The following is an 18,184-nucleotide window of genomic DNA, read 5'->3' as shown; positions in this document are numbered from 1 at the left end:
TGTTTTCAGCCTCCCTGGTCGGCGAACAGCAAAATGGCATAGTCGCCGATCCGCGTGAAGCCTAACGCCACGTAAGCCTGCTGCGCCGCATGATTGTCGTCGCCGGTGAACAGGATGGCGTCCGTCACGCCGCGGTGGCGGGCGTATTGCAGGGCGCCGGCGACCACGGCGCGGGCATGGCCGCGGCCGCGCAGCTCCGGCGGCGTCCAGACATTGCCGATTTGCACCATGTCGGGCAGCGTGGCGTTGAAACAGCAGCCGGCGACCGGCCGGTTGCCGTCGCACAGCACGAACTGGCTGCCCTCGGCGACCCAGCGTTCCACCATCTCCTGCGCATGGGCCCGCGCGGCGGCAGACTCCGTCGCGCCGTTCATCGCGACATCGAAATCGAAGCGCCAGCCGGCCAGCAGCGGCAGGTCGGGCACCGCCGCCGGGCGGCAGTGCACCCGGCCGTCCAGCAGGGCCGGCGGCACCTGCAGCCCGGCCAGCGGCAGACGGTAGAGTCCCTCGCGGCTGTCGACGCTGACCGGCCGGTCACGGGCGGCCAGCGCCGCGCGCGCCGCGGCGACTTCCGCCGGCAGGCCGATCAGTCCGGCAACATGGCGGCCGGCGGCGGCCGTGGCGGCGAGCACGGCTGCATGGTCACCGGCCAGCAGGATGACGAAGCCGTTCCAGTAATGCGCGGCGACACCGGTGATGGCATCACCGGCAAAGGCGGCGGCATAGCGGCCCTGATAGGGATGCACGCCATCGACCAGACCGCTGTGGGCGAGGTTGGCGCGCAGGAACATCGCCCGCGGCGCATGGGCCTGCAGAAACGCATCCAGCGCTGGCCGGTCCTCCGCGGCCAGCAGTCGGACGGCAGCGGTCATCCCTGCGTCTGGTTCAACCGCTCGAAGCCCGCCTTCAGGTCGGCCATCAGGTCGTCGGTCGCTTCCAGGCCGATATGCAGGCGCAGCAGCGGGCCATGGTCGCGCCACGGCTCGGCGGTGCGCATCTGGTGCGGCATCGCCACGGTGACCAGGCTCTCGAAGCCGCCCCAGGAATAGCCGATGCCGAACAGGTCGAGGTGATCGACGAAGGCGGCCACGGCCTCCTCGCCGTATTTGCGGTCGAGTTCGAAGGCAAACAGGCCGCAGGCGCCGAGGAAGTCGCGCTTCCAGATCGCATGGCCCGGGTCCTGCGGCAGGGCGGGATGGCGCACGGCAGTGACTTCCGGCCGGCCGCGCAGCCAGTCGGCAATGGTGATGGCGCTTTCCATATGGCGGGGCAGGCGTACCGCCATGGTGCGCAGGCCGCGCAGGCCGAGATAGACCTCGTCGGGCCCGGCCGCCGTGCCGAGCGCGCGCGTGCTGTCGCGCAGCTCGGCCCACATCTCCCGGGTGGCGATGGCAACGCCCAGCATGGCATCGGAATGGCCGACGATATACTTGGTCGCGGCATGCACCGAGATGTCGACGCCGTGGCTGAAGCTCTTGAAATAGAGCGGCGTGCCCCAGGTGTTGTCCAGCGCCACCTTGGCGCCATGCTTGTGGGCGATCTCGCAGATCATCGGCACGTCCTGCACCTCGAAGGTCAGCGAGCCCGGCGATTCCAGGAAGACCAGCGTGGTGTTGGGCCGCAGCAGGTCGCGGATGCCGGCGCCGATGGTCGGCGCGAAATAGGTGGTCTCGACGCCCATCTTCTTCAGCAGGGTATCGCAGAAATGCCGGGTCGGGCCGTAGGCGCTGTCGGTCACCAGAATATGGTCGCCGCTTTTCACCACGGCGAGGATGGCGCCGGAACAGGCCGCCGCGCCCGACGGATAGCTCATGGCGCGATAGCCGCCTTCAAGCTCGGCCAGCATGTTCTCGAAGGCATAGGTCAGCGGCGTGCCGATGCGGCCGTAGGAGGTCACCTGCTCGTCGCGCAGCCGCGCCGCCTGCACCTGCTTCAGGGTCTTCAGGTCGGGCTGCAGGATGGTCGAGGCGCGGTAGACGGGGATATTGACGGCGCCGTGGTGGCCGTCGGGATCGCGGCCCAGCGTGGCGAGCTTGGTTTCGTCTTTCATGTCGGACTCCGGTTGCTGGGTCCGACTATCGCAAAGCCCGGGCGTGCTGAGAAGGCCCGGCCCCCTGAGAAGGCCCGGGCCTTGCGATCAGACGTGCGGTGACGGCTCAGAAACCGGCCAGCACCAGCTTGCCGCGGGTGCGGCCGCTTTCGATGGCGGCATGGGCCTTGCGCAGGGTCGCTGCGTTGATCGGTCCCAGCACCTCGGCCAGCGTGGTACGCAAGGTGCCGGCATCCACGAGGCGCGCGACCTCGTTCAGCAGGTCATGCTGGGCCTGCATGTCGGCGGTCTGGAACATCGAGCGCGTGAACATGAATTCCCAGTGCACGGCGATGCTCTTGCGCTTGAACGGATTGATGTCGAGCGTGGCCGGATCGTCGATCAGGCCGAAGCGGCCCTGCGGCGCGATCATTTCGACGATGGCGGGCAGGTGCTGCGCCGTCTCGGTGGTTGAGAAGATGTACTCAACGCCGGCAAGGCCCAGCGCCTTGATCTGGTCGGGCATCGGCTGGCTGTGGTCGATCACATGATGGGCGCCGAGTTGCTTTACCCAGTCCCGGGTCTCGGGCCGCGAGGCGGTCGCCAGCACGGTCAGGCCGGTGAGCTGGCGGGCGAGCTGCACGGCGATCGAGCCGACACCGCCGGCGCCGCCGACGATCAGGATGCTGCCCCTGCTGTCGCGCGTCAGGCCGAAGCGGTGGAACAGCATCTCCCAGGCGGTGATGGCGGTCAGCGGCAGGGCGGCGGTGGCCGGGAAGTCGAGGCTCTGCGGCTTCATGCCGGCGATGCGCTCGTCGACCAGGTGGAACTCCGCATTGGTGCCGGGCCGGGTCAGGTCGCCGGCATAGAAGACGGCATCGCCGGGTTTGAACAGCGTCGCCTCGGGGCCCACAGCCTCGACGATGCCGGCGGCATCGAAGCCGAGGATGCGGGTGCTGCCATCCGCCGGCGCCATGTTGCGGCGGACCTTGGTGTCGACCGGATTGACCGCCACGGCCATCACCTTGACCAGCAGGTCGCGACCCTGGGGGGCGGGCTTCGCGGTTTCGAAGTCGATCAGGGCTTCGGCATCGCTGATCGGGCGGGGGGTCTTGTAACCGACGGCTTTCATGGTGGTCTCCGGGATGGGCGGACGGGTCAGGGGCTTAGGATGGTGCAGCTCAATCCATATTGGAAATTAATAGTTGCTATTTCTCATATTCGATTTAGTTATCAATTTCATGCGCTATCCCGATCTCGACCTCGATGCCCTGCGGTCCTTTGTTGCTGTCGCCGATACCGGCGGCTTCACCACTGCCGGTGCCCTGCTGGGCCGGACCCAGGCTGGTATCTCGATCAAGATCAAGAAGCTGGAAGAGACCCTGGGCCGTCGTGTGTTCGAGCGCACCAGCCGGTCGCTGAAACTGACCCGCGACGGTGAGATGCTGTTGGGCTATGCCCGCCGCCTGCTCGAACTGAATGACGAGGCGGTGCGCCGCTTTACCGAGCCCGAGGTGACCGGCGAGATCCGCCTCGGCGTGGTCGAGTATTTCGTGCCGGCCCATCTGCCCGGCGTGCTGGCGCGCTTCGCCCGCATCTATCCCCGTGTGCATATCGACGTAAAGGTCGGCATGAGCAGCAGCCTGACCGAGGCGCTGGATGCCGGCCAGCTCGACCTCGTGATCGCCAAGCGCGACGACGGCGAGACGCGCGGCCGGGTGATCTGGCGCGAAAGCCTGGAGTGGGTCTGCGGGCCCGATTTCGTCGTCGACGCCGGCGCGCCACTGCCATTCTGCGCGATGCCGCCGCCCTGCGTGTTCCGCGCCCGCGGGCTTGCCGCGCTGAAGGCGACGGGGAAAAGCTGGCGCGTGGTCTATACCAGCGAGAGCGGCATGAGCGTGCTGGCCGCGGCGCGCGCCGGTCTTGGCATCGCGGTCACCGGCATGAGCACGGTAACCGCCGGACTGCGCCGGCTGGGTGCGGTCGACGGCTTCCCGCCGCTGGGCGAGATCGAGCATGCGGTGTTCGGCGAGGGCGGAGGCCAGGCCGAGATCAAGGCCGCGCTGGTCGGATTCATCGAAGACAGCCTGCAGGGCTTGGCGGCGGGGCGTCAGGCGGCTTAAATCAGGGCTCCGTAACAGAGAGGTTGCCCCGTGTCCCGCGCTGCCGCCGTCCAAGCCGCTACCGATTATCTTGACCAGGGCGGTTTCACCGCCGATCTCGCCCGTCGCGTCGCCATCCCGACCGAAAGCCAGAATCCCGACCGCGCCGCCGATCTCGGCACCTATCTCGACCGCGAGATGCGCGCTGCGCTGGAGCCGCTGGGCTTCACCTGCACGATCCACAAGAACCCGGCGCCCAACGGCGGCCCGTTCCTGGTTGCCGAACGCCGCGAGGCCGGCGCGAAGAAGACGCTGTTCTCCTATGGCCATGGCGATGTGATCCGCGGTCTGGACGCTCAGTGGCGCAGCGGCATCGGCCCCTGGGCCCTGGTGCAGGAAGGCGAAAAGCTCTATGGCCGCGGCACCGCCGACAACAAGGGCCAGCATACGGTGAACATCGCGGCGCTGGCCGCGGTCATCAAGGCGCGTGGCGGCAAGCTCGGCTTCAATGTCGTGCTGCTGATCGAGACCGGCGAGGAGGTCGGCTCGCCCGGCCTCGATGCCTTCTGTGCTGCCCAGCGCGAGGCCTGGGGCGCCAACCTGTTCCTTGCTTCCGATGGCCCGCGGCTGTCGCCCGAGCGGCCGACGCTGTATTGCGGCTCGCGCGGCGCGATGAATTTCGATCTCACCGTCGACCTGCGGCCGGGCGCGCATCATTCCGGCAACTGGGGTGGGCTGCTCGCCGATCCCGGCATTATCCTTGCGCATGCCATCGCCAGCATTGCCGGTCCGACCGGGCAGATCCGCATTCCCGAATGGGTGCCGGCGGAACTGCCGGCCGGCGTGCGACGCGCACTCGCCGACTGCACGGTCGGCGGCGGCGAGGACGGCCCTGCCGTCGATGCCTGGTGGGGCGAACCGGGCCTCAGCCCGTCCGAGCGCGTCTACGGCTGGTGCAGTTTCGACGTGCTGGCCTTCAAGACCGGCAACCCGGACGCGCCGGTCAACGCCATCCCCGGCAAGGCCACCGCGCATTGCCAGATCCGCTTTGTCGTCGGCGTCGATTCCGAACAGTTCCTGCCGGCCCTGCGCCGCCATCTCGACCGTCACGGTTTTCCGCAGGTGCAGGTTACGCTGGCGCGTGCCGCTTACTTCCGCGCAACCCGGCTCGATCCCGATCATCCCTATGTGCATTTCGCGCTCGACTCCGTGGAACGTACGCTCGGCACGAAGCCGGCGCTGCTGCCCAATCTCGGCGGCTCGCTGCCCAACGACGTATTCGCCGATACATTGGGCCTGCCCACGGTGTGGGTGCCGCATTCTTATGCAGCCTGCTCGCAACATGCCCCGAACGAGCACGTGTTGCTGCCCGTGATGCGGCAGGGCCTCGCGATGATGGCCGGCATCTTCTGGGACCTGGGCGAAGCTGACGACGCCATCGCCGCCTGACGCGTTGCGGCGCGATGCAGGATCCGTCGCTGCTGGCCGGCTGGGTGCGCGATTGCGGCCTGGCCGGCCTGTTCTTCTGGTCGCTGCTGGCGGCGACCTTGCTGCCGCTGTCGTCGGAAGCCGCACTGGCGGCCGCGCGCGGTGCCGGAATGGCGCCAGTTACAACATTATTTCTGGTCGCCACCGCCGGCAATGTAGGGGGTGCACTGATTAACTGGGGCCTCGGCGCCTATTGCCTGCGCTTTAAGCACAGGCGGTGGTTTCCGGTCAGCGATGTGCAGCTGCAAAAAGCCGGTACCCGATTTTCGCGCTGGGGCGCCGTAGCCCTGCTTTTTAGCTGGATTCCGGTGATCGGCGACCCGCTGACCTTTGCTGCGGGTGCGCTGCGCTACCCGTTGGCCCGATTCTTGATTGCCGTAACCATCGGCAAGGCGGCGCGCTATGCCTTCGTCCTCTGGATCACCGGCGCCGTCTTGCCCGTTTTCGCAGCCTCGTGATAATTCTACATCGGTGCTGCGGAAACGCAGTCCAGTCACAACAGGGAAGGGTATTCAAATGAAATTTCTTGCAACGGCCGCGGTTGCGGCAGCGGTCGTCTTTGGTGCGCACGCTGCCCATGCGGGTGCGACCTTTGACGCGGTGAAGGCGAAGGGCTTTGTCCAGTGCGGCACCAATACCGGCCTCGGCGGTTTCGCCGCGCCGGATTCCAAGGGCGAGTGGAAGGGCCTCGATGTCGATGTCTGCCGTGCCGTCGCCGCCGCCATGTTCGGCGATGCCAGCAAGGTCAAGTACACCCCGCTGACCGCGCAGCAGCGCTTCACTGCCCTGCAGTCGGGTGAAGTCGACCTGCTGGTCCGCAACACCACCATCACCCTGACCCGCGAAGGGTCGCTCGGCCTCATTGGTGTCGGCATCGACTATTATGACGGCCAGGGCTTCATCGTGAAGAAGTCGCTGGGCGTGAAGAGCGCCAAGGAGCTGAATGGCGCGACCGTCTGCGTGCAGCCGGGCACCACCACCGAACTCAATCTGGCCGACTACTTCCGCGCCAACAAGATGGAGTTCAAGCCGGTCGTCATCGAGAAGCTCGATGAGGTCGTCGCGGCTTACGATTCGGGCCGTTGCGACGTCTACACCACCGACAAGTCCGGCCTGGCCGCTACCCGCGCAACCCAGCTCGCCAAGCCGGATGATCATATCATCCTGCCGGAGACCATCTCCAAGGAGCCGCTCGGCCCGATGGTGCGTCAGGGCGACGACCAGTGGCTGGTGCTGGTGCGCTATGCGCTGAACGCGATGATCGAGGGTGAGGAATACGGCATCACCTCGAAGAACGTCGATGACGAGCTGAAGAGCGACAACCCGAACGTCAAGCGCATCCTGGGCGTCACCCCGGGCATGGGCAAGGCGCTCGGCGTCGACGAGAAGTGGGCCTACAACATCCTCAAGCAGGTCGGCAATTACGGCGAGAGCTTCGAGCGTAATGTCGGCAAGGACAGCCCGCTCAAGCTGGATCGTGGTGTGAACCAGCTGTGGACCAAGGGCGGCGCGCTCTACGCGTGGCCGATCCGCTAAGGGCGGTGTAACGATGCAACCCGGCGACGATACAGGGCGTCGCCGGGTTGCGCTTTCTCCGCAGACGCAGACAGTCTGTTTTCAGTTATCTTTGCCATGGGGGGCACATGGCGAATAAATCTTCCGGCGGCGCAGCATCGGCACCGCCCCGGCGACTGAACTGGAACGATCCCGATGTTCGTTCCGTCGTCTATCAGGTCGTCGCACTGGGGCTGGTCGCCTTTGTCGGCTGGTTCCTGATCTCCAACACCTTGCACAACATGGAAGTCCGGAACATCGCGTCCGGCTTCGGGTTCCTCAGCCGCGAGGCGGGCTTTGCCATCGGCGAGAGCCCGATCTATTTCGGTCCGGAGAATACCTACACCCGCGCCATCGTCGTCGGCATCCTGAACACCATCCGGGTGGCGGCGATCGGCATCATCCTCGCGACCATCATCGGCACCGTCGTCGGTATCGCCCGGCTGTCGAAGAACTGGCTGATCAGCAAGCTGGCCATGGTCTATGTCGAGGTGGTGCGCAACGTGCCGCTGCTGCTACAGCTGTTCTTCTGGTACTCGGTGATTTCCGAGAACCTGCCGGGACCGCGCCAGGCCCTGCATCCGTTGCCGGGCATCTTCCTGTCCAACCGCGGCATCAAGATTCCGGCAACGACCGACCATATCGCCTTCGACTTCGCGGCAATCGGTTTCCTGCTCGCCATCGTCGCCTGCATCTTCGTCGCCCGCTGGGCCGGCAAGCGGCAGGAGGCGACCGGCCAGGCCTTTCCGGTCTGGTGGACCGGCTTCGGCCTGCTGATCGGCCTGCCGGTCGTCGGCTGGCTGGTCGGCGGCGCGCCGCTGCAGCTCGACGTACCGCATCTGCAGGGCTTCAATTTCGTCGGTGGCTCCACGCTGACGCCGGAATTCGCCGCCCTGCTGTTCGGCCTGGTCTTCTACACGGGCGGCTTCATCGCCGAGGTGGTGCGTTCCGGCATCCAGGCGGTCAGCTACGGCCAGTGGGAAGCCGCTGGCGCGCTCGGCCTGCGGCGCAGCCAGATACTGCGGCTGGTGGTGCTGCCGCAGTCGCTGCGCGTCATCATTCCGCCGATGACCAGCCAGTACCTGAACCTGACCAAGAACTCCTCGCTGGCGGTGGCGATCGGCTATCCGGACATCGTGTCGGTGGCCAACACCATGCTGAACCAGACCGGCCAGGCGATCGAGGGCATCATGATCATCATGGGGGTGTATCTCACCATCAGCCTGTCGATCTCGGTCTTCATGAACTGGTACAACAAGCATATAGCGCTGGTGGAGCGGTAAGATGGCAAGCACGACCGAATCCATGGCGCCGCCGAACCTGCAGACCGGGCCGATTGCCTGGGTGCGCGAGCGGCTGTTTTCCTCGCCGCTGAATGCCATCCTGACCATCCTGTCGATCTGGCTGCTGGCGGCGACGATTCCGCCGATCATCGAATGGGGGCTGATCCAGGCGCATTTCACCGCTGCGACCTCGGCGGAATGCCGCGGCCAGCCGGGTGCCTGCTGGGCCTTCATCGGCGAGAAATACCGGCTGATCTTCTTCGGCCTGTATCCTTATGCCGAACAGTGGCGGCCGCTGATCGCCGGCCTGATCCTGATCGGCATGATCATCGTCAGCTGCATGCCCAGCTTCTGGAAACCGCGGCTGCTGGTGATCTGGATCGTCGGCCTGGTGGCAGTGGGCGTGCTGATGTGGGGCGGCATCTTAGGCCTGCGCTTCGTCGAGGACACCCTGTGGGGCGGCCTGCCGCTGACCCTGATCCTCGCCACCTTCGGCATTGCCATCGCCTTTCCATTCGGCCTGATCCTGGCGATGGGGCGGCGCTCGAAGATGCCGGCGATCAAGACGCTGTGCATCATGTATATCGAGCTGATCCGCGGCGTGCCGCTGATCTCGATGCTGTTCATGTCGTCGGTGATGCTGCCGCTGTTCCTGCCGGAAGGTTTCAGCATCGACAAGCTGCTGCGGGCCCAGATCGCCATCATCATGTTCGCGGCGGCCTATATCGCCGAGGTGGTGCGCGGCGGCCTGCAGGCGATCCCCAAGGGCCAGTATGAAGGCGCCGACTCGCTCGGCCTGTCCTACGGCCAGAAGATGGGCCTCGTCGTGCTGCCGCAGGCGCTGAAGGTGGTGATCCCGCCGATGGTCGGCCTGTTCATCGCCGCCTTCAAGGATACCTCGCTGGTGGTGATCATCGGCATCTACGACCTGATGCAGTCGACCAAAGTCTCGCTGACCGATCCCGCCTGGCGCGGCTTCTCGATCGAGGCCTATGTCTTCATCGCCTTCATCTACTTCATCTTCTGCTTCTCGATGTCGAAATACAGCAAGGCCCTGGAAGACCGTCTGGCCACCGGGCACAAGCGCTGAGGGGATTCGCAATCATGGCTCAACCGATTATCGAACTGCAGGCCGTCAACAAGTGGTACGGCGAGTTCCACGTCCTGCGTAACATCAACCTGACCGTCACGCGCGGCGAGCGCATCGTGATCTGCGGTCCGTCGGGCTCCGGCAAGTCGACCATGATCCGCTGCATCAACCGTCTGGAGGAACACCAGAAGGGCCATATCATCGTCGATGGTACCGAGCTGACCAACGATCTGAAGAACATCGAACAGATCCGCCGCGAGGTCGGCATGGTGTTCCAGCACTTCAACCTGTTCCCGCATCTGACCGTGCTGGAGAACCTGACCCTGGGGCCGATCTGGGTGCTGAAGCAGCCGAAGGCCGAGGCCGAGGCCACCGCGATGAAATACCTCGAGCGGGTGCGCATCCCCGAGCAGGCCAAGAAGTTCCCCGGCCAGCTGTCCGGCGGCCAGCAGCAGCGCGTCGCCATCGCCCGTTCGCTGTGCATGAACCCGAAGATCATGCTGTTCGACGAGCCGACCTCGGCGCTCGATCCGGAAATGGTCAAGGAAGTGCTCGACGTGATGATCGGCCTGGCCGAAGAGGGCGGCATGACCATGCTCTGCGTTACCCACGAGATGGGCTTCGCGCGCAAGGTGGCCAACCGGGTGATCTTCATGGACCGCGGCGAGATCGTCGAGCAGAACAAGCCCGACGAGTTCTTCAGCAACCCGCAGAACGAGCGCACCCGGCTGTTCCTCAGCCAGATCCTGCACTGACAGGGCCTGGAAAGCCGGGTGGCCGTCCGAAGGCATGCTATACTCCTCCCCGTAACAGGGGAGGAACGCCATGCGCCGTCATGCCATTGCCCTTCTGTGCCCGATCCTTCTGGGCCTGCTGGTCGCGGCGCCCGCCGCGGCCCAGCTTCCCACTATCCAGCTTCCTGCCGTTGATGCTCCCGGGCAGTACCGCCTGATCGGTCCCGACGCGGGCCGCAGCGACAGCCGCTGCATCGGCCGGCCCGACACCCCGCTCTGCGCCGTCGAGACCCTGCTGGCCTGTTTTGCCCGCCGCGAGGCAGCACTGTGCTGGCGGGTCTGGCAGCCGCGGCTGGCGGGCGGCGAGCTGTTTCCCGGCGAGAAACGTCCCGGCTACTGGTGGAGCTATCGCGTGGCGGCGGCCGAGCCGGCCGGGGCCGGCGAGGTGGTGATCGCGGTGGCGGGGCGCAATTGCGGCCTGCTGCTGGCGGCGCCCGACTGCGTCACCACCCCGGCGGCGCCGACCCGCTATCGCCTGCGCCGGCAGCCCGATGGTGGCTGGCGGGTGGTCGACTGGCAGTCGCCGCCGGGCCGGCCGGAAGCGCTGCCCTGAAGCGCTGTCCCGAGGCGTCACCCTGAACGATCCATCGCGGGAACTTTCTAGCTTTCCGGGATGTTATAGACTGTTGTGAATCTTCTTCGTCAGCAGGACATGCCATGACCGGGCCGTTTGAATCTCTGCGCCACATGCCGGCCGGCTGGCGCCTGCTGCTCTGCCTGGCTGTCGGCGCTCTCGTTTTCGTGGCGCCGTTCCCGCCCCGCGATGTCGCCGTGCATGCCGGCGCCGCCTGGGTGCTCGGCATCCTGCTGTTCCTCGGCCTGACGGCGCATGCCATCCATGGCGTCACCACGGCAGTGCTGCGCCGGCGTTCGCGTGAACTCGACGATCGCGCCTGGGTAATCACGGTGCTGGTGGTGATCGCCGCCGTCATCAGCCTGCTGGCGCTGGCGCTGATCCTCTACAGCCGCCAGACCGTGCCGCCGCAGATCATGGTGTGGCGGCTGGTGGTCGGCGCCGCCGGCATGATCTGCGCGTGGTTCCTGATCCACACCGTGCTGGCGCTGCATTATGCGCATCTCTACTACGGCGATGTCACCGAAGGCGGCAAGACGGTCGACCGCGGCGGCCTCGATTTCCCCGAGACCAGGGAACCCGATTACTGGGATTTCTTCTACTATGCCTTTGTCATCGGCATGACCTGCCAGGTCTCGGACGTCGCCGCCGTGTCGCGCAGCATGCGGCGCCTGACCCTGCTGCACAGCGTGGTGGCCTTCTTCTTCAACACCACGGTGATCGCGCTGACCGTCAACCTGGTCGCCAGTGGTCAAGGTTAAGGTGGGGCCAGGGTGGCTAAGCCGGTCAGATGCCCAGCAGTCGCAGTCCGGCGGCCAGCGCCATGCCGGCCGCCACCGCAAGATCGGGCTCAGCTTCCTGAATCTTTCAACCAGGCGGCAATCGTCTGATTCAGGTAGTCCGGCACTTCATGCTGAATGAAGTGGCCAACTCCGGGCACGATTTTGACCGTGAGATTGTCGGGATTTTCAATCCATGACTTTTCCAAATCGATAGTGCTTAGCAAAGCGTGGCTCTCCTCGATTCCGTGCACATGCAAGACCGGGCATTTGATCGTGGCACCGTAGAGTTTCTTCATGGCTGGATCGAAAAGATTGAGCGTAAGCTGGGAAAACGCGTAGTTGGCTTTGTAATAATTCATCATCGACAAGATGGAAGATTTCTCGAAAGCCTCGATGTATCGACTCTTAGCCTGTGGATCGACAACCCAGTATGCCAGGTCTTGCGCCGTCAGATTGTCGCCTTTGCCTTGAGCGAAGAACCGTGTGGCGTAGGCGCTGGCCCTGGCCTGCGCGATTGGATGGTTCCAAGGCAGCAATTCCCGCGTGATGGCGCCGGGATGAGGAACGCTGAGGACGACAAGTCTTTCGATTAGATCCGGATTTTGCCCGGTGAAGAGCCACGACAAAGCGGCGCCCCAGTCGTGCCCGATCAGGATCGCCTTGCGGCCGTTTCTCTCTGCATCGATCACGGCACGGATGTCATCGAGGAGAACCGGAAACTTGTAGTTCTCGACACCTTCTGGCCGATCGCTCAAATCGTACCCGCGCAGATCAAGAGCGACCACCTGATAATTTGCTGAAAATGCCTGGATCTGATTTCGCCAGGAATACCAAAAGTCGGGAAATCCGTGCACGAACACCATAAGCGGTTTTTGATTGGAGCCCATTGTGACGTAGTGGATTTTCGTTCCCGCATTTTCCGCATATTTGTGCAGAAGGTTCGGATCCTTATCGATATCAACGGCAGGCTCGCTCAAAGCGACAGGGATCTTATTGTGCCAGATGGCATCGCTTGAAGGCTCTCCGGCAGCAACGCCAGCGAACATCGCAGTGAACATGGCAGCTCCTAAAAGCATCATCGGGCAGGGTCTGGAGGTCATCTCAGTGGTCCCGTTCGCTGGAACAGTTGCCGAAATCGTAGGTGCTCGAGTTCATTTTGAGTCTTTCCTGTGCCGCAATCCGGGGGAGTGGCATGTGCCTGCGTGCAACGTCTGGATCGGGATCTGATAACGGTGAGGCGGCGGGGCGCATTTACTATGGTGATCGCCATAGTATGGCGATCACCATAGCCGTGTCAAGCTCGGCGTGGTATGCTTTCGGCATGCCCCGTAAGACCGACGCCCGCGATCGCGCGATTGCCACTGCCGAACGACTGTTCCGCATCCAGGGCTACACTGCGACCGGATTGAACCAGATCATTGAAGAAAGCGGATCGCCTAAGGGGTCGTTCTATTTTCATTTTCCGCGCGGCAAGGCGCAGCTCGCAGAAGAAGCCATCGATCATTACGTTGCGACTAGAATGGCCGTCTTGCGGGATATCTCGGCGAATACGACGGGTGATGCCCTGCGTTTTGTTCGTCAGATTTTCGGCACGTTCGCGGCCGAAATGGTCGCCTCTGATTTCCGGTATGGATGTCTGATGCAAAATCTGGCGAATGAGCTTCCTGCACTCGACGCGGATCTGACCAAACGGGTCGCGCGCGGATTTGTCGATTCAACCGAGATCGTTGCGGAGCATTTCAGGGGGTGCGGTTTCACGTCCGCGCGCGCATCTTCTGCCGCGGCCGCATTGGTCGCTGCCGTCGAAGGCGCACGCACGATCGCTCGCCTGGAACGCACGACGGCTATATTCGAGGCGCTGGCGGATGTGAGTGTCCAGGGTTGGGCGGCCCCCGGGGGGAAACCCGGTATCGAGGTCAGCTCTCGACGGCGCGGACGGTAGCTGCGACCCCGGACTTCGGCAAATCTTCCTCCGCAACGAAACCGGAAAGCCCCGATCTGTTTGGCCTCGATCCGGATCTGGCTGCGTGCGAATGAGCCCACGCCCCGGATCGGGAGGGCTAGACGCCCAGCAGCCGCAGCCCGGCGGCCAGCGCCATGCCGGCTGCCATCGCCGTCATCGGCCGGCGCAGCCACAGCATGAGGGCGATGGCCAGCGCGAGGCCGGCCCACATGGTGCGGTCGCCGTTGACCACCGCCGCCGTGACGATCGAGACCAGCACGCCGCCGGCCATATGGCGCAGGAAGCGCTCGATGCGCGGCGAGATCGCCACATGGCCCATCAGCCAGAAGCCGCCGGCCCGGGTGAGATAGGTCAGCACGGCCATGGCGAGGATGGCGGCCAGCGCCGCGCCATCGACGGCGAGGGAGTCGAGAGTCAGCAGGTCAGTCATGGCGGCGCAACAGTCCGGCGAGGCCGGCGCAGAGCGCGCCCATCAGGATGTACCAGTTGCCCGGCAGCCACAGCAGGGCGGCCAGCGTGCCGGCGACGGCGCCGAGCCACGGCAGGATGTCGCCGCGGCCGCGATACAGCCCGATCACCGCGGTGGCGAAGACGGCGGCGATCAGCACGTCGAGGCCCCATGCCTTCGCAGCCAGCCCGGTGGCGCCGATCACCGCGCCGAGCGCGGTGCCGCCGACCCAGACCGGCCACTGCATGATGATGGTGCCGGCCAGCACGCCGAAATCGCGCTGGCCGCGCATCATCGTCTGCAGGGTGATGGCAAAACCGCCGTCGGTCATGCCGCCGGCCAGCGGCAGCACCAGCCGGCCCGGCAGGCCGCGGGTGAACGGCTGCAGTGCGGCGCCCATCACGATATGGCGCGCATTGACCAGCAGGGTGGTCAGCGCGATGGCCAGCACCGGCAGCGGGCTTGCCCACAGGCTGAGCACGGCGAACTGCGCGCTGCCGGCAAAGGCCAGCGCGCTCATCAGCACCGCCGCGCCCGGGGTCATGCCGGCGGCAACTGCGGCGGCGCCGAACGCCAGACCGAAAGGCAGCGCGCTGATGCTGTAGGGCAGGGTCAGTTTCATGCCGTGCCAGACGCCGGCGCGGGTGAAGCTGGCGGCCGGTGGCGATGTGGCGGAATCGGTTGGTACGGCAGAGTCGCTCATGGCCGGCACGCTAGGTCTTGGCGCAGCGGCCGTCAACCGGTATACTGGTTAGAATGCCCGTGTACTGGTGAGAATGACAGGCCATCGAACATGACCGAGACGTCGCGCATCCTGGCGCTGGACCTGCTGGGCGGGCATCCGGCGCTTGATTTCATCAACACCGTGGACTGGCGCGACCGCGCCGACGCGGAGGACTGCCTGGTCTCCTATGCCGCCCTGCTGGCCTGGGCGAAGCGGGTCGGCCTGCTCGATGCGGCCGAGGCGAAGGCGCTGGCGCAGGCGGCCGATGCCGAGCCCGAGGCGGCCGATGCCGCGCTCAGCGCCGCCGTCGATTTGCGCGAGACGCTGCATCGCCTGCTGACCCATGCGGGCAAGCCGGCCGCGGCGGATCTGGAGCGACTCAACCACTGGCTGGCCGAGATGCCGGCGACGGCGCGGCTGGTGGCCGCGAAAGGCGGTGGCTATGCCTGGGCCGAACCGCGCGCCGGCCTCGGCCTGTCGGCGCCGATCCTGCGGCTGGCCCATGCCGCCGCCGGGCTGCTGGCGTCCGACCGGCTGCCGCGGGTGCATGTCTGCGGCGGGCCGGGCTGCGGCTGGCTGTTCCTCGATACCAGCCCAAGCGGCCGGCGCCGCTGGTGCGCGATGGAAAGCTGCGGCAACCGCGCCAAGGCGCAGCGGCATTACCGGCGGGCGAAGGCGGGGGAGTAGTCGTTCCTGAGGTGTTTCACGTGAAACACCCTCGAGATTATCTCCTCAACATAAGCACGTAATTAGGAGTGGAATCCTCGGTCTTTATCCCGCTAAGGTGGTGAGAAACTAGGGGGAGAGCCGTGGCGGAAATTGTCATTGGGTCGGAAGCCGACCTTTGGGATTTGTTGGGGCAATGGGAAGCCGACCCAATCGGGCAACTTGGCCCGACCACAATCCGAGTATCCGGGTGGAATCCAACGATACTTCGCTTCCCTGATGAGCCGATCAACCATTCTCTTACGCGGCATACGGCGCGGGCGCTAAGCGAATTTTACGATGCTCTGGAGAAGAGCTACGCACTAGTTAAGCATGGAACAACGAATCGTAATCGACTGACGGCCGAAGACAAAGCGGCGCTGGACGACATTAAGATCGTTATCATGAAGGGGAGTACAGGCGCCGAAGCCCCCGATTCGACGGTTGAAGACTTCTTCAAGAGCCTGGTTGGGAAGATGACGGACAAGCAGGTTTTCATAATCGCGGCGCTCGCGGTCTTACTTTACTTCGGCGTGACTCCCTTCACGGAACACGTGAAGCAGACGGCTGAGGTAAAGAAGGTCGAGATTGAATCGACCACCCGGCTTGAGATGAGCAAGGAAGAAACCCGCCGACTAGAAATCATGGCATCGGCAGTCGCTAGGGCTCCCGTAGCCAAGCAGCTCGCCGAGGAAGCGGGTGAGGCTCACATTGCGCTACTGAAATCGGCTGGTAAAGCTGAGCAAGCCGAAGTGCATGGGCTTCCCTTAACCGGGGAAGAGGCAAGGAAGTTGCTGTCAAATGACAAGCAGGATGGTATCGGCAAGCCTCTTGATGGAAGGTTTGAGGTTGTAGATATCAATAACGAAATTGATGGGGGCTTCCGCGTTCGTTTTAAAAAGAAAACGGATGGTGAAAAGGTCGTTGTCACCGTTAGAAGGATCGAGGTCCCCACCGAGGATATCGCCAACCTTCTTTGGGCGCTTGACCATCCGGGGGCTGAACTGGACGTCAAAGCGAATGCGTACTACGTAAACAACGAGATCGACAAAGCTTTTCTGGTAAGGGCGGCGCGTGTAAAGAGCGGTGAGGACTGACGGCTATCCTGATCTCGAAGAAACGCGCCACGAAATATCGCGCCGGCTTCACACCCGCGGATCGAACGGTGCCTGCCGGGTCTGGTAAGGGCGGAAGCCGATCTTCTGATAGAGCGGCAGGGCGGCCGGGTGGTCGAGGTTGCAGGTATTCACCGTCAGGCGCCTGGTGCCATACGAGAACGCCTGCCTGACGCCCGCGCGCAGCAGCCAGGGGCCGACGCCGCGGCCGATGAATTCCGGCGCCAGGCCGAAATAGGCGATGTTGACCGGCCTGTCGTCGGATGCGGTCTCGTCGCGGCGGTCGAGTTCGACATAGCCGGCCGGCACGCCGCCGATATAGGGCACCCAGATCTCGACACGCGGGTCGCAGATGATCTGGCCGAGCGCCAGGTCGCTGAGCCGGTTGCGGTCGACCCAGTGCCAGGCGCGGCCGACGGTCTCGTAGAGATAGCGGTAGAAGCCGGTGGTCGGCTTATCCAGTTTCAGCAGCGAGAGCTTCGGTACCAGCGGCGGCGGGTTCGGCGCATCGGCGGCCGGGCCCTGCAGCATCTCGAGATAGACCACGGTGACATTGTAGCGGCCATCGTCCAGCAGCTCCGGCGGCGGCAGGCGGAACACCGCCTGCTCGACATTGCTGCTGAGGTCGTCGCGCGCCGCCGTCACGGAACCGGCCTGCGGTTCAGCGTTCGACCGGCAGGTCGGGGCGGCCGCCCCATTCGGTCCACGAGCCGTCATAGACCGAGACCTGGCGATGGCCGAGCAGATGCAGGCCGAGCGTCAGGATGCAGGCCGAGACGCCGGAGCCGCAGGTGGTCAGCACCGGCTTGCCGAGGTCGACGCCGGCCCTGGTGAAGATGTCGCGCAGCGCATCGGCCGACTGGAACTGGCCGGTCTTGGGATCGGTCATCAGCGAGGACGGCACGCTCAGCGAGCCGGGGATATGGCCGCCGCGCAGGCCGGCGCGCGGCTCGGCCTCGGTGCCGGCAAACCGCCCGGCGCTGCGGGCATCGACCACCTGCTCGCGGTGGCTGCCGAGATTGCCGCGCACCTGCTCGACATCGCGCACCAGCAGGTCGTTGCGGCGCGCGGTGAAATGCCGGTCGCGCGGCAGCGGCGGCAGGTCCTCGACCGGGCGGCCCTCGGCCAGCCATTTCCCGAAGCCGCCGTTGAGCACGGCGACATCCTCATGGCCGAAGACGCGGAACATCCACCACACCCGCGGCGCCGAGAGATGCACGCCCGAGCCGTCATAGACGACGATGCGGTTGCCGTCGCCGATGCCGAGTGTGCGCATGCGGCTGGCGAATTTCTCCGGGCTCGGCAGCATGTGGGGCAGGTCGCTCGCCGTGTCGGAAATCTCGTCGATGTCGAAGAACACCGCGCCGGGGATATGCTGCCGGGCATATTCGGCCTTGCCGTCGCGGTTCATCGCCGGCAGGTACCACGAGGCATCGACGATGCGCAGGTCCGGCGCATTCAGATGTTCCGCCAGCCATTCGGTCGAGACCAGCGCCTCGCTGTTGACGTAATCCATTGCGGGACTCCCCAGAC

20 protein-coding genes are annotated in these 18,184 nt (G+C 65.0%); 12 read left to right on the top strand and 8 right to left on the bottom strand.

Going from position 1 to position 18,184, the window contains the following annotated elements:
- Positions 1-5 precede the first annotated feature (5 nt).
- The 3 genes from ACFOOQ_RS14220 to ACFOOQ_RS14210 form a co-directional block, all read right to left on the bottom strand.
- On the bottom strand, positions 6-872 hold the full coding sequence (locus tag ACFOOQ_RS14220) for a GNAT family N-acetyltransferase (RefSeq protein ID WP_379727809.1): 867 nt from the start codon (positions 870-872) through the stop codon (positions 6-8).
- Positions 869-2,050 carry a cystathionine beta-lyase gene (gene metC / locus ACFOOQ_RS14215; RefSeq protein ID WP_379727807.1) on the bottom strand — a complete coding sequence of 394 codons (1,182 nt, stop codon included), beginning with the start codon at positions 2,048-2,050 and terminating at the stop codon, positions 869-871. The genes ACFOOQ_RS14220 and metC overlap by 4 nt, the downstream gene beginning before the upstream one ends.
- A 106-nt stretch (positions 2,051-2,156) precedes the next feature.
- Complete coding sequence (locus tag ACFOOQ_RS14210) at positions 2,157-3,161, bottom strand: zinc-binding alcohol dehydrogenase family protein (protein ID WP_379727805.1); 1,005 nt, start codon at positions 3,159-3,161, stop codon at positions 2,157-2,159.
- Positions 3,162-3,270: 109 nt separating this feature from the next.
- Between ACFOOQ_RS14210 and ACFOOQ_RS14205 the strand changes: the two genes are divergently transcribed.
- The 9 genes from ACFOOQ_RS14205 to ACFOOQ_RS14165 all read left to right on the top strand — a co-directional run bounded on the left by ACFOOQ_RS14205 (position 3,271) and on the right by ACFOOQ_RS14165 (position 11,675).
- Complete coding sequence (locus ACFOOQ_RS14205) at positions 3,271-4,152, top strand: LysR substrate-binding domain-containing protein (RefSeq protein ID WP_379727803.1); 882 nt, start codon at positions 3,271-3,273, stop codon at positions 4,150-4,152.
- Positions 4,153-4,182: 30 nt separating this feature from the next.
- Positions 4,183-5,580: a M20 family metallopeptidase gene (locus tag ACFOOQ_RS14200; RefSeq protein WP_379727801.1), complete on the top strand. Its 1,398-nt coding sequence runs from the start codon at positions 4,183-4,185 to the stop codon at positions 5,578-5,580.
- Positions 5,581-5,594: 14 nt separating this feature from the next.
- Positions 5,595-6,077 (top strand): YqaA family protein, encoded by a 483-nt coding sequence (locus tag ACFOOQ_RS14195; protein ID WP_379727799.1) that lies wholly within the window; start codon positions 5,595-5,597, stop codon positions 6,075-6,077.
- Between the two features lie 58 nt (positions 6,078-6,135).
- Complete coding sequence (locus ACFOOQ_RS14190) at positions 6,136-7,155, top strand: amino acid ABC transporter substrate-binding protein (protein WP_379727797.1); 1,020 nt, start codon at positions 6,136-6,138, stop codon at positions 7,153-7,155.
- Between the two features lie 107 nt (positions 7,156-7,262).
- Positions 7,263-8,456 carry an amino acid ABC transporter permease gene (locus tag ACFOOQ_RS14185; RefSeq protein ID WP_379727795.1) on the top strand — a complete coding sequence of 398 codons (1,194 nt, stop codon included), beginning with the start codon at positions 7,263-7,265 and terminating at the stop codon, positions 8,454-8,456.
- Position 8,457: 1 nt separating this feature from the next.
- Positions 8,458-9,546, top strand: a complete 1,089-nt coding sequence (locus ACFOOQ_RS14180; RefSeq protein ID WP_379727793.1) for an amino acid ABC transporter permease — start codon at positions 8,458-8,460, stop codon at positions 9,544-9,546.
- A 14-nt stretch (positions 9,547-9,560) separates the two neighbouring features.
- Positions 9,561-10,301, top strand: a complete 741-nt coding sequence (locus ACFOOQ_RS14175; RefSeq protein WP_379727791.1) for an amino acid ABC transporter ATP-binding protein — start codon at positions 9,561-9,563, stop codon at positions 10,299-10,301.
- A 70-nt stretch (positions 10,302-10,371) separates the two neighbouring features.
- Entirely contained in the window at positions 10,372-10,893 is a 522-nt protein-coding gene (locus tag ACFOOQ_RS14170) for a hypothetical protein (RefSeq protein ID WP_379727789.1), read from the top strand.
- A 104-nt stretch (positions 10,894-10,997) separates the two neighbouring features.
- Positions 10,998-11,675: a DUF1345 domain-containing protein gene (locus ACFOOQ_RS14165; RefSeq protein ID WP_379727787.1), complete on the top strand. Its 678-nt coding sequence runs from the start codon at positions 10,998-11,000 to the stop codon at positions 11,673-11,675.
- Between the two features lie 89 nt (positions 11,676-11,764).
- On the opposite strand, the gene ACFOOQ_RS14160 is transcribed toward ACFOOQ_RS14165, so the two are convergent.
- Positions 11,765-12,754, bottom strand: a complete 990-nt coding sequence (locus tag ACFOOQ_RS14160) for an alpha/beta fold hydrolase (RefSeq protein WP_379727786.1) — start codon at positions 12,752-12,754, stop codon at positions 11,765-11,767.
- Positions 12,755-12,969: 215 nt separating this feature from the next.
- Between ACFOOQ_RS14160 and ACFOOQ_RS14155 the strand changes: the two genes are divergently transcribed.
- Positions 12,970-13,638, top strand: a complete 669-nt coding sequence (locus ACFOOQ_RS14155; protein ID WP_379727784.1) for a TetR/AcrR family transcriptional regulator — start codon at positions 12,970-12,972, stop codon at positions 13,636-13,638.
- Between the two features lie 118 nt (positions 13,639-13,756).
- Here ACFOOQ_RS14155 and ACFOOQ_RS14150 read toward each other — a convergent pair whose 3' ends face one another.
- Positions 13,757-14,089, bottom strand: a complete 333-nt coding sequence (locus ACFOOQ_RS14150; protein ID WP_379727782.1) for an AzlD family protein — start codon at positions 14,087-14,089, stop codon at positions 13,757-13,759.
- Positions 14,082-14,810, bottom strand: a complete 729-nt coding sequence (locus ACFOOQ_RS14145) for an AzlC family ABC transporter permease (protein ID WP_379727780.1) — start codon at positions 14,808-14,810, stop codon at positions 14,082-14,084. Before ACFOOQ_RS14145 ends, ACFOOQ_RS14150 begins: the two co-directional genes overlap by 8 nt.
- Before the next feature lie 90 nt (positions 14,811-14,900).
- Between ACFOOQ_RS14145 and ACFOOQ_RS14140 the strand changes: the two genes are divergently transcribed.
- Together ACFOOQ_RS14140 and ACFOOQ_RS14135 are read left to right on the top strand one after the other, a co-directional pair.
- Entirely contained in the window at positions 14,901-15,518 is a 618-nt protein-coding gene (locus ACFOOQ_RS14140) for a CGNR zinc finger domain-containing protein (RefSeq protein ID WP_379727778.1), read from the top strand.
- Between the two features lie 122 nt (positions 15,519-15,640).
- On the top strand, positions 15,641-16,633 hold the full coding sequence (locus ACFOOQ_RS14135) for a hypothetical protein (protein WP_379727776.1): 993 nt from the start codon (positions 15,641-15,643) through the stop codon (positions 16,631-16,633).
- A gap of 48 nt (positions 16,634-16,681) precedes the next feature.
- Here ACFOOQ_RS14135 and ACFOOQ_RS14130 read toward each other — a convergent pair whose 3' ends face one another.
- Both ACFOOQ_RS14130 and sseA read right to left on the bottom strand, forming a co-directional pair.
- Complete coding sequence (locus ACFOOQ_RS14130) at positions 16,682-17,296, bottom strand: GNAT family N-acetyltransferase (protein WP_379727774.1); 615 nt, start codon at positions 17,294-17,296, stop codon at positions 16,682-16,684.
- Positions 17,297-17,312: 16 nt separating this feature from the next.
- Positions 17,313-18,167, bottom strand: a complete 855-nt coding sequence (gene sseA, locus ACFOOQ_RS14125) for a 3-mercaptopyruvate sulfurtransferase (protein ID WP_379727772.1) — start codon at positions 18,165-18,167, stop codon at positions 17,313-17,315.
- Between the last annotated feature and the right edge of the window lie 17 nt (positions 18,168-18,184).

This window comes from Ferrovibrio xuzhouensis (assembly GCF_042648965.1).
Lineage (GTDB): Bacteria > Pseudomonadota > Alphaproteobacteria > Ferrovibrionales > Ferrovibrionaceae > Ferrovibrio > Ferrovibrio xuzhouensis.
Note: the sequence above shows the minus strand (reverse complement) of the source record. Positions and strands in the feature narration are given on the sequence as shown.

Coding starts and splice junctions, on each gene's coding strand:
- ACFOOQ_RS14145 (WP_379727780.1), bottom strand. CDS start 14,810: ATGAGCGACTCTGCCGTACCAACCGATTCCGCCACATCGCCACCGGCC.
- ACFOOQ_RS14170 (WP_379727789.1), top strand. CDS start 10,372: ATGCGCCGTCATGCCATTGCCCTTCTGTGCCCGATCCTTCTGGGCCTG.
- sseA (WP_379727772.1), bottom strand. CDS start 18,167: ATGGATTACGTCAACAGCGAGGCGCTGGTCTCGACCGAATGGCTGGCG.
- ACFOOQ_RS14190 (WP_379727797.1), top strand. CDS start 6,136: ATGAAATTTCTTGCAACGGCCGCGGTTGCGGCAGCGGTCGTCTTTGGT.
- ACFOOQ_RS14185 (WP_379727795.1), top strand. CDS start 7,263: ATGGCGAATAAATCTTCCGGCGGCGCAGCATCGGCACCGCCCCGGCGA.
- ACFOOQ_RS14220 (WP_379727809.1), bottom strand. CDS start 872: ATGACCGCTGCCGTCCGACTGCTGGCCGCGGAGGACCGGCCAGCGCTG.
- ACFOOQ_RS14195 (WP_379727799.1), top strand. CDS start 5,595: ATGCAGGATCCGTCGCTGCTGGCCGGCTGGGTGCGCGATTGCGGCCTG.
- ACFOOQ_RS14155 (WP_379727784.1), top strand. CDS start 12,970: ATGGCGATCACCATAGCCGTGTCAAGCTCGGCGTGGTATGCTTTCGGC.
- ACFOOQ_RS14175 (WP_379727791.1), top strand. CDS start 9,561: ATGGCTCAACCGATTATCGAACTGCAGGCCGTCAACAAGTGGTACGGC.
- ACFOOQ_RS14150 (WP_379727782.1), bottom strand. CDS start 14,089: ATGACTGACCTGCTGACTCTCGACTCCCTCGCCGTCGATGGCGCGGCG.
- ACFOOQ_RS14140 (WP_379727778.1), top strand. CDS start 14,901: ATGACCGAGACGTCGCGCATCCTGGCGCTGGACCTGCTGGGCGGGCAT.
- ACFOOQ_RS14205 (WP_379727803.1), top strand. CDS start 3,271: ATGCGCTATCCCGATCTCGACCTCGATGCCCTGCGGTCCTTTGTTGCT.
- ACFOOQ_RS14180 (WP_379727793.1), top strand. CDS start 8,458: ATGGCAAGCACGACCGAATCCATGGCGCCGCCGAACCTGCAGACCGGG.
- ACFOOQ_RS14160 (WP_379727786.1), bottom strand. CDS start 12,754: ATGTTCACTGCGATGTTCGCTGGCGTTGCTGCCGGAGAGCCTTCAAGC.
- ACFOOQ_RS14210 (WP_379727805.1), bottom strand. CDS start 3,161: ATGAAAGCCGTCGGTTACAAGACCCCCCGCCCGATCAGCGATGCCGAA.
- ACFOOQ_RS14165 (WP_379727787.1), top strand. CDS start 10,998: ATGACCGGGCCGTTTGAATCTCTGCGCCACATGCCGGCCGGCTGGCGC.
- metC (WP_379727807.1), bottom strand. CDS start 2,050: ATGAAAGACGAAACCAAGCTCGCCACGCTGGGCCGCGATCCCGACGGC.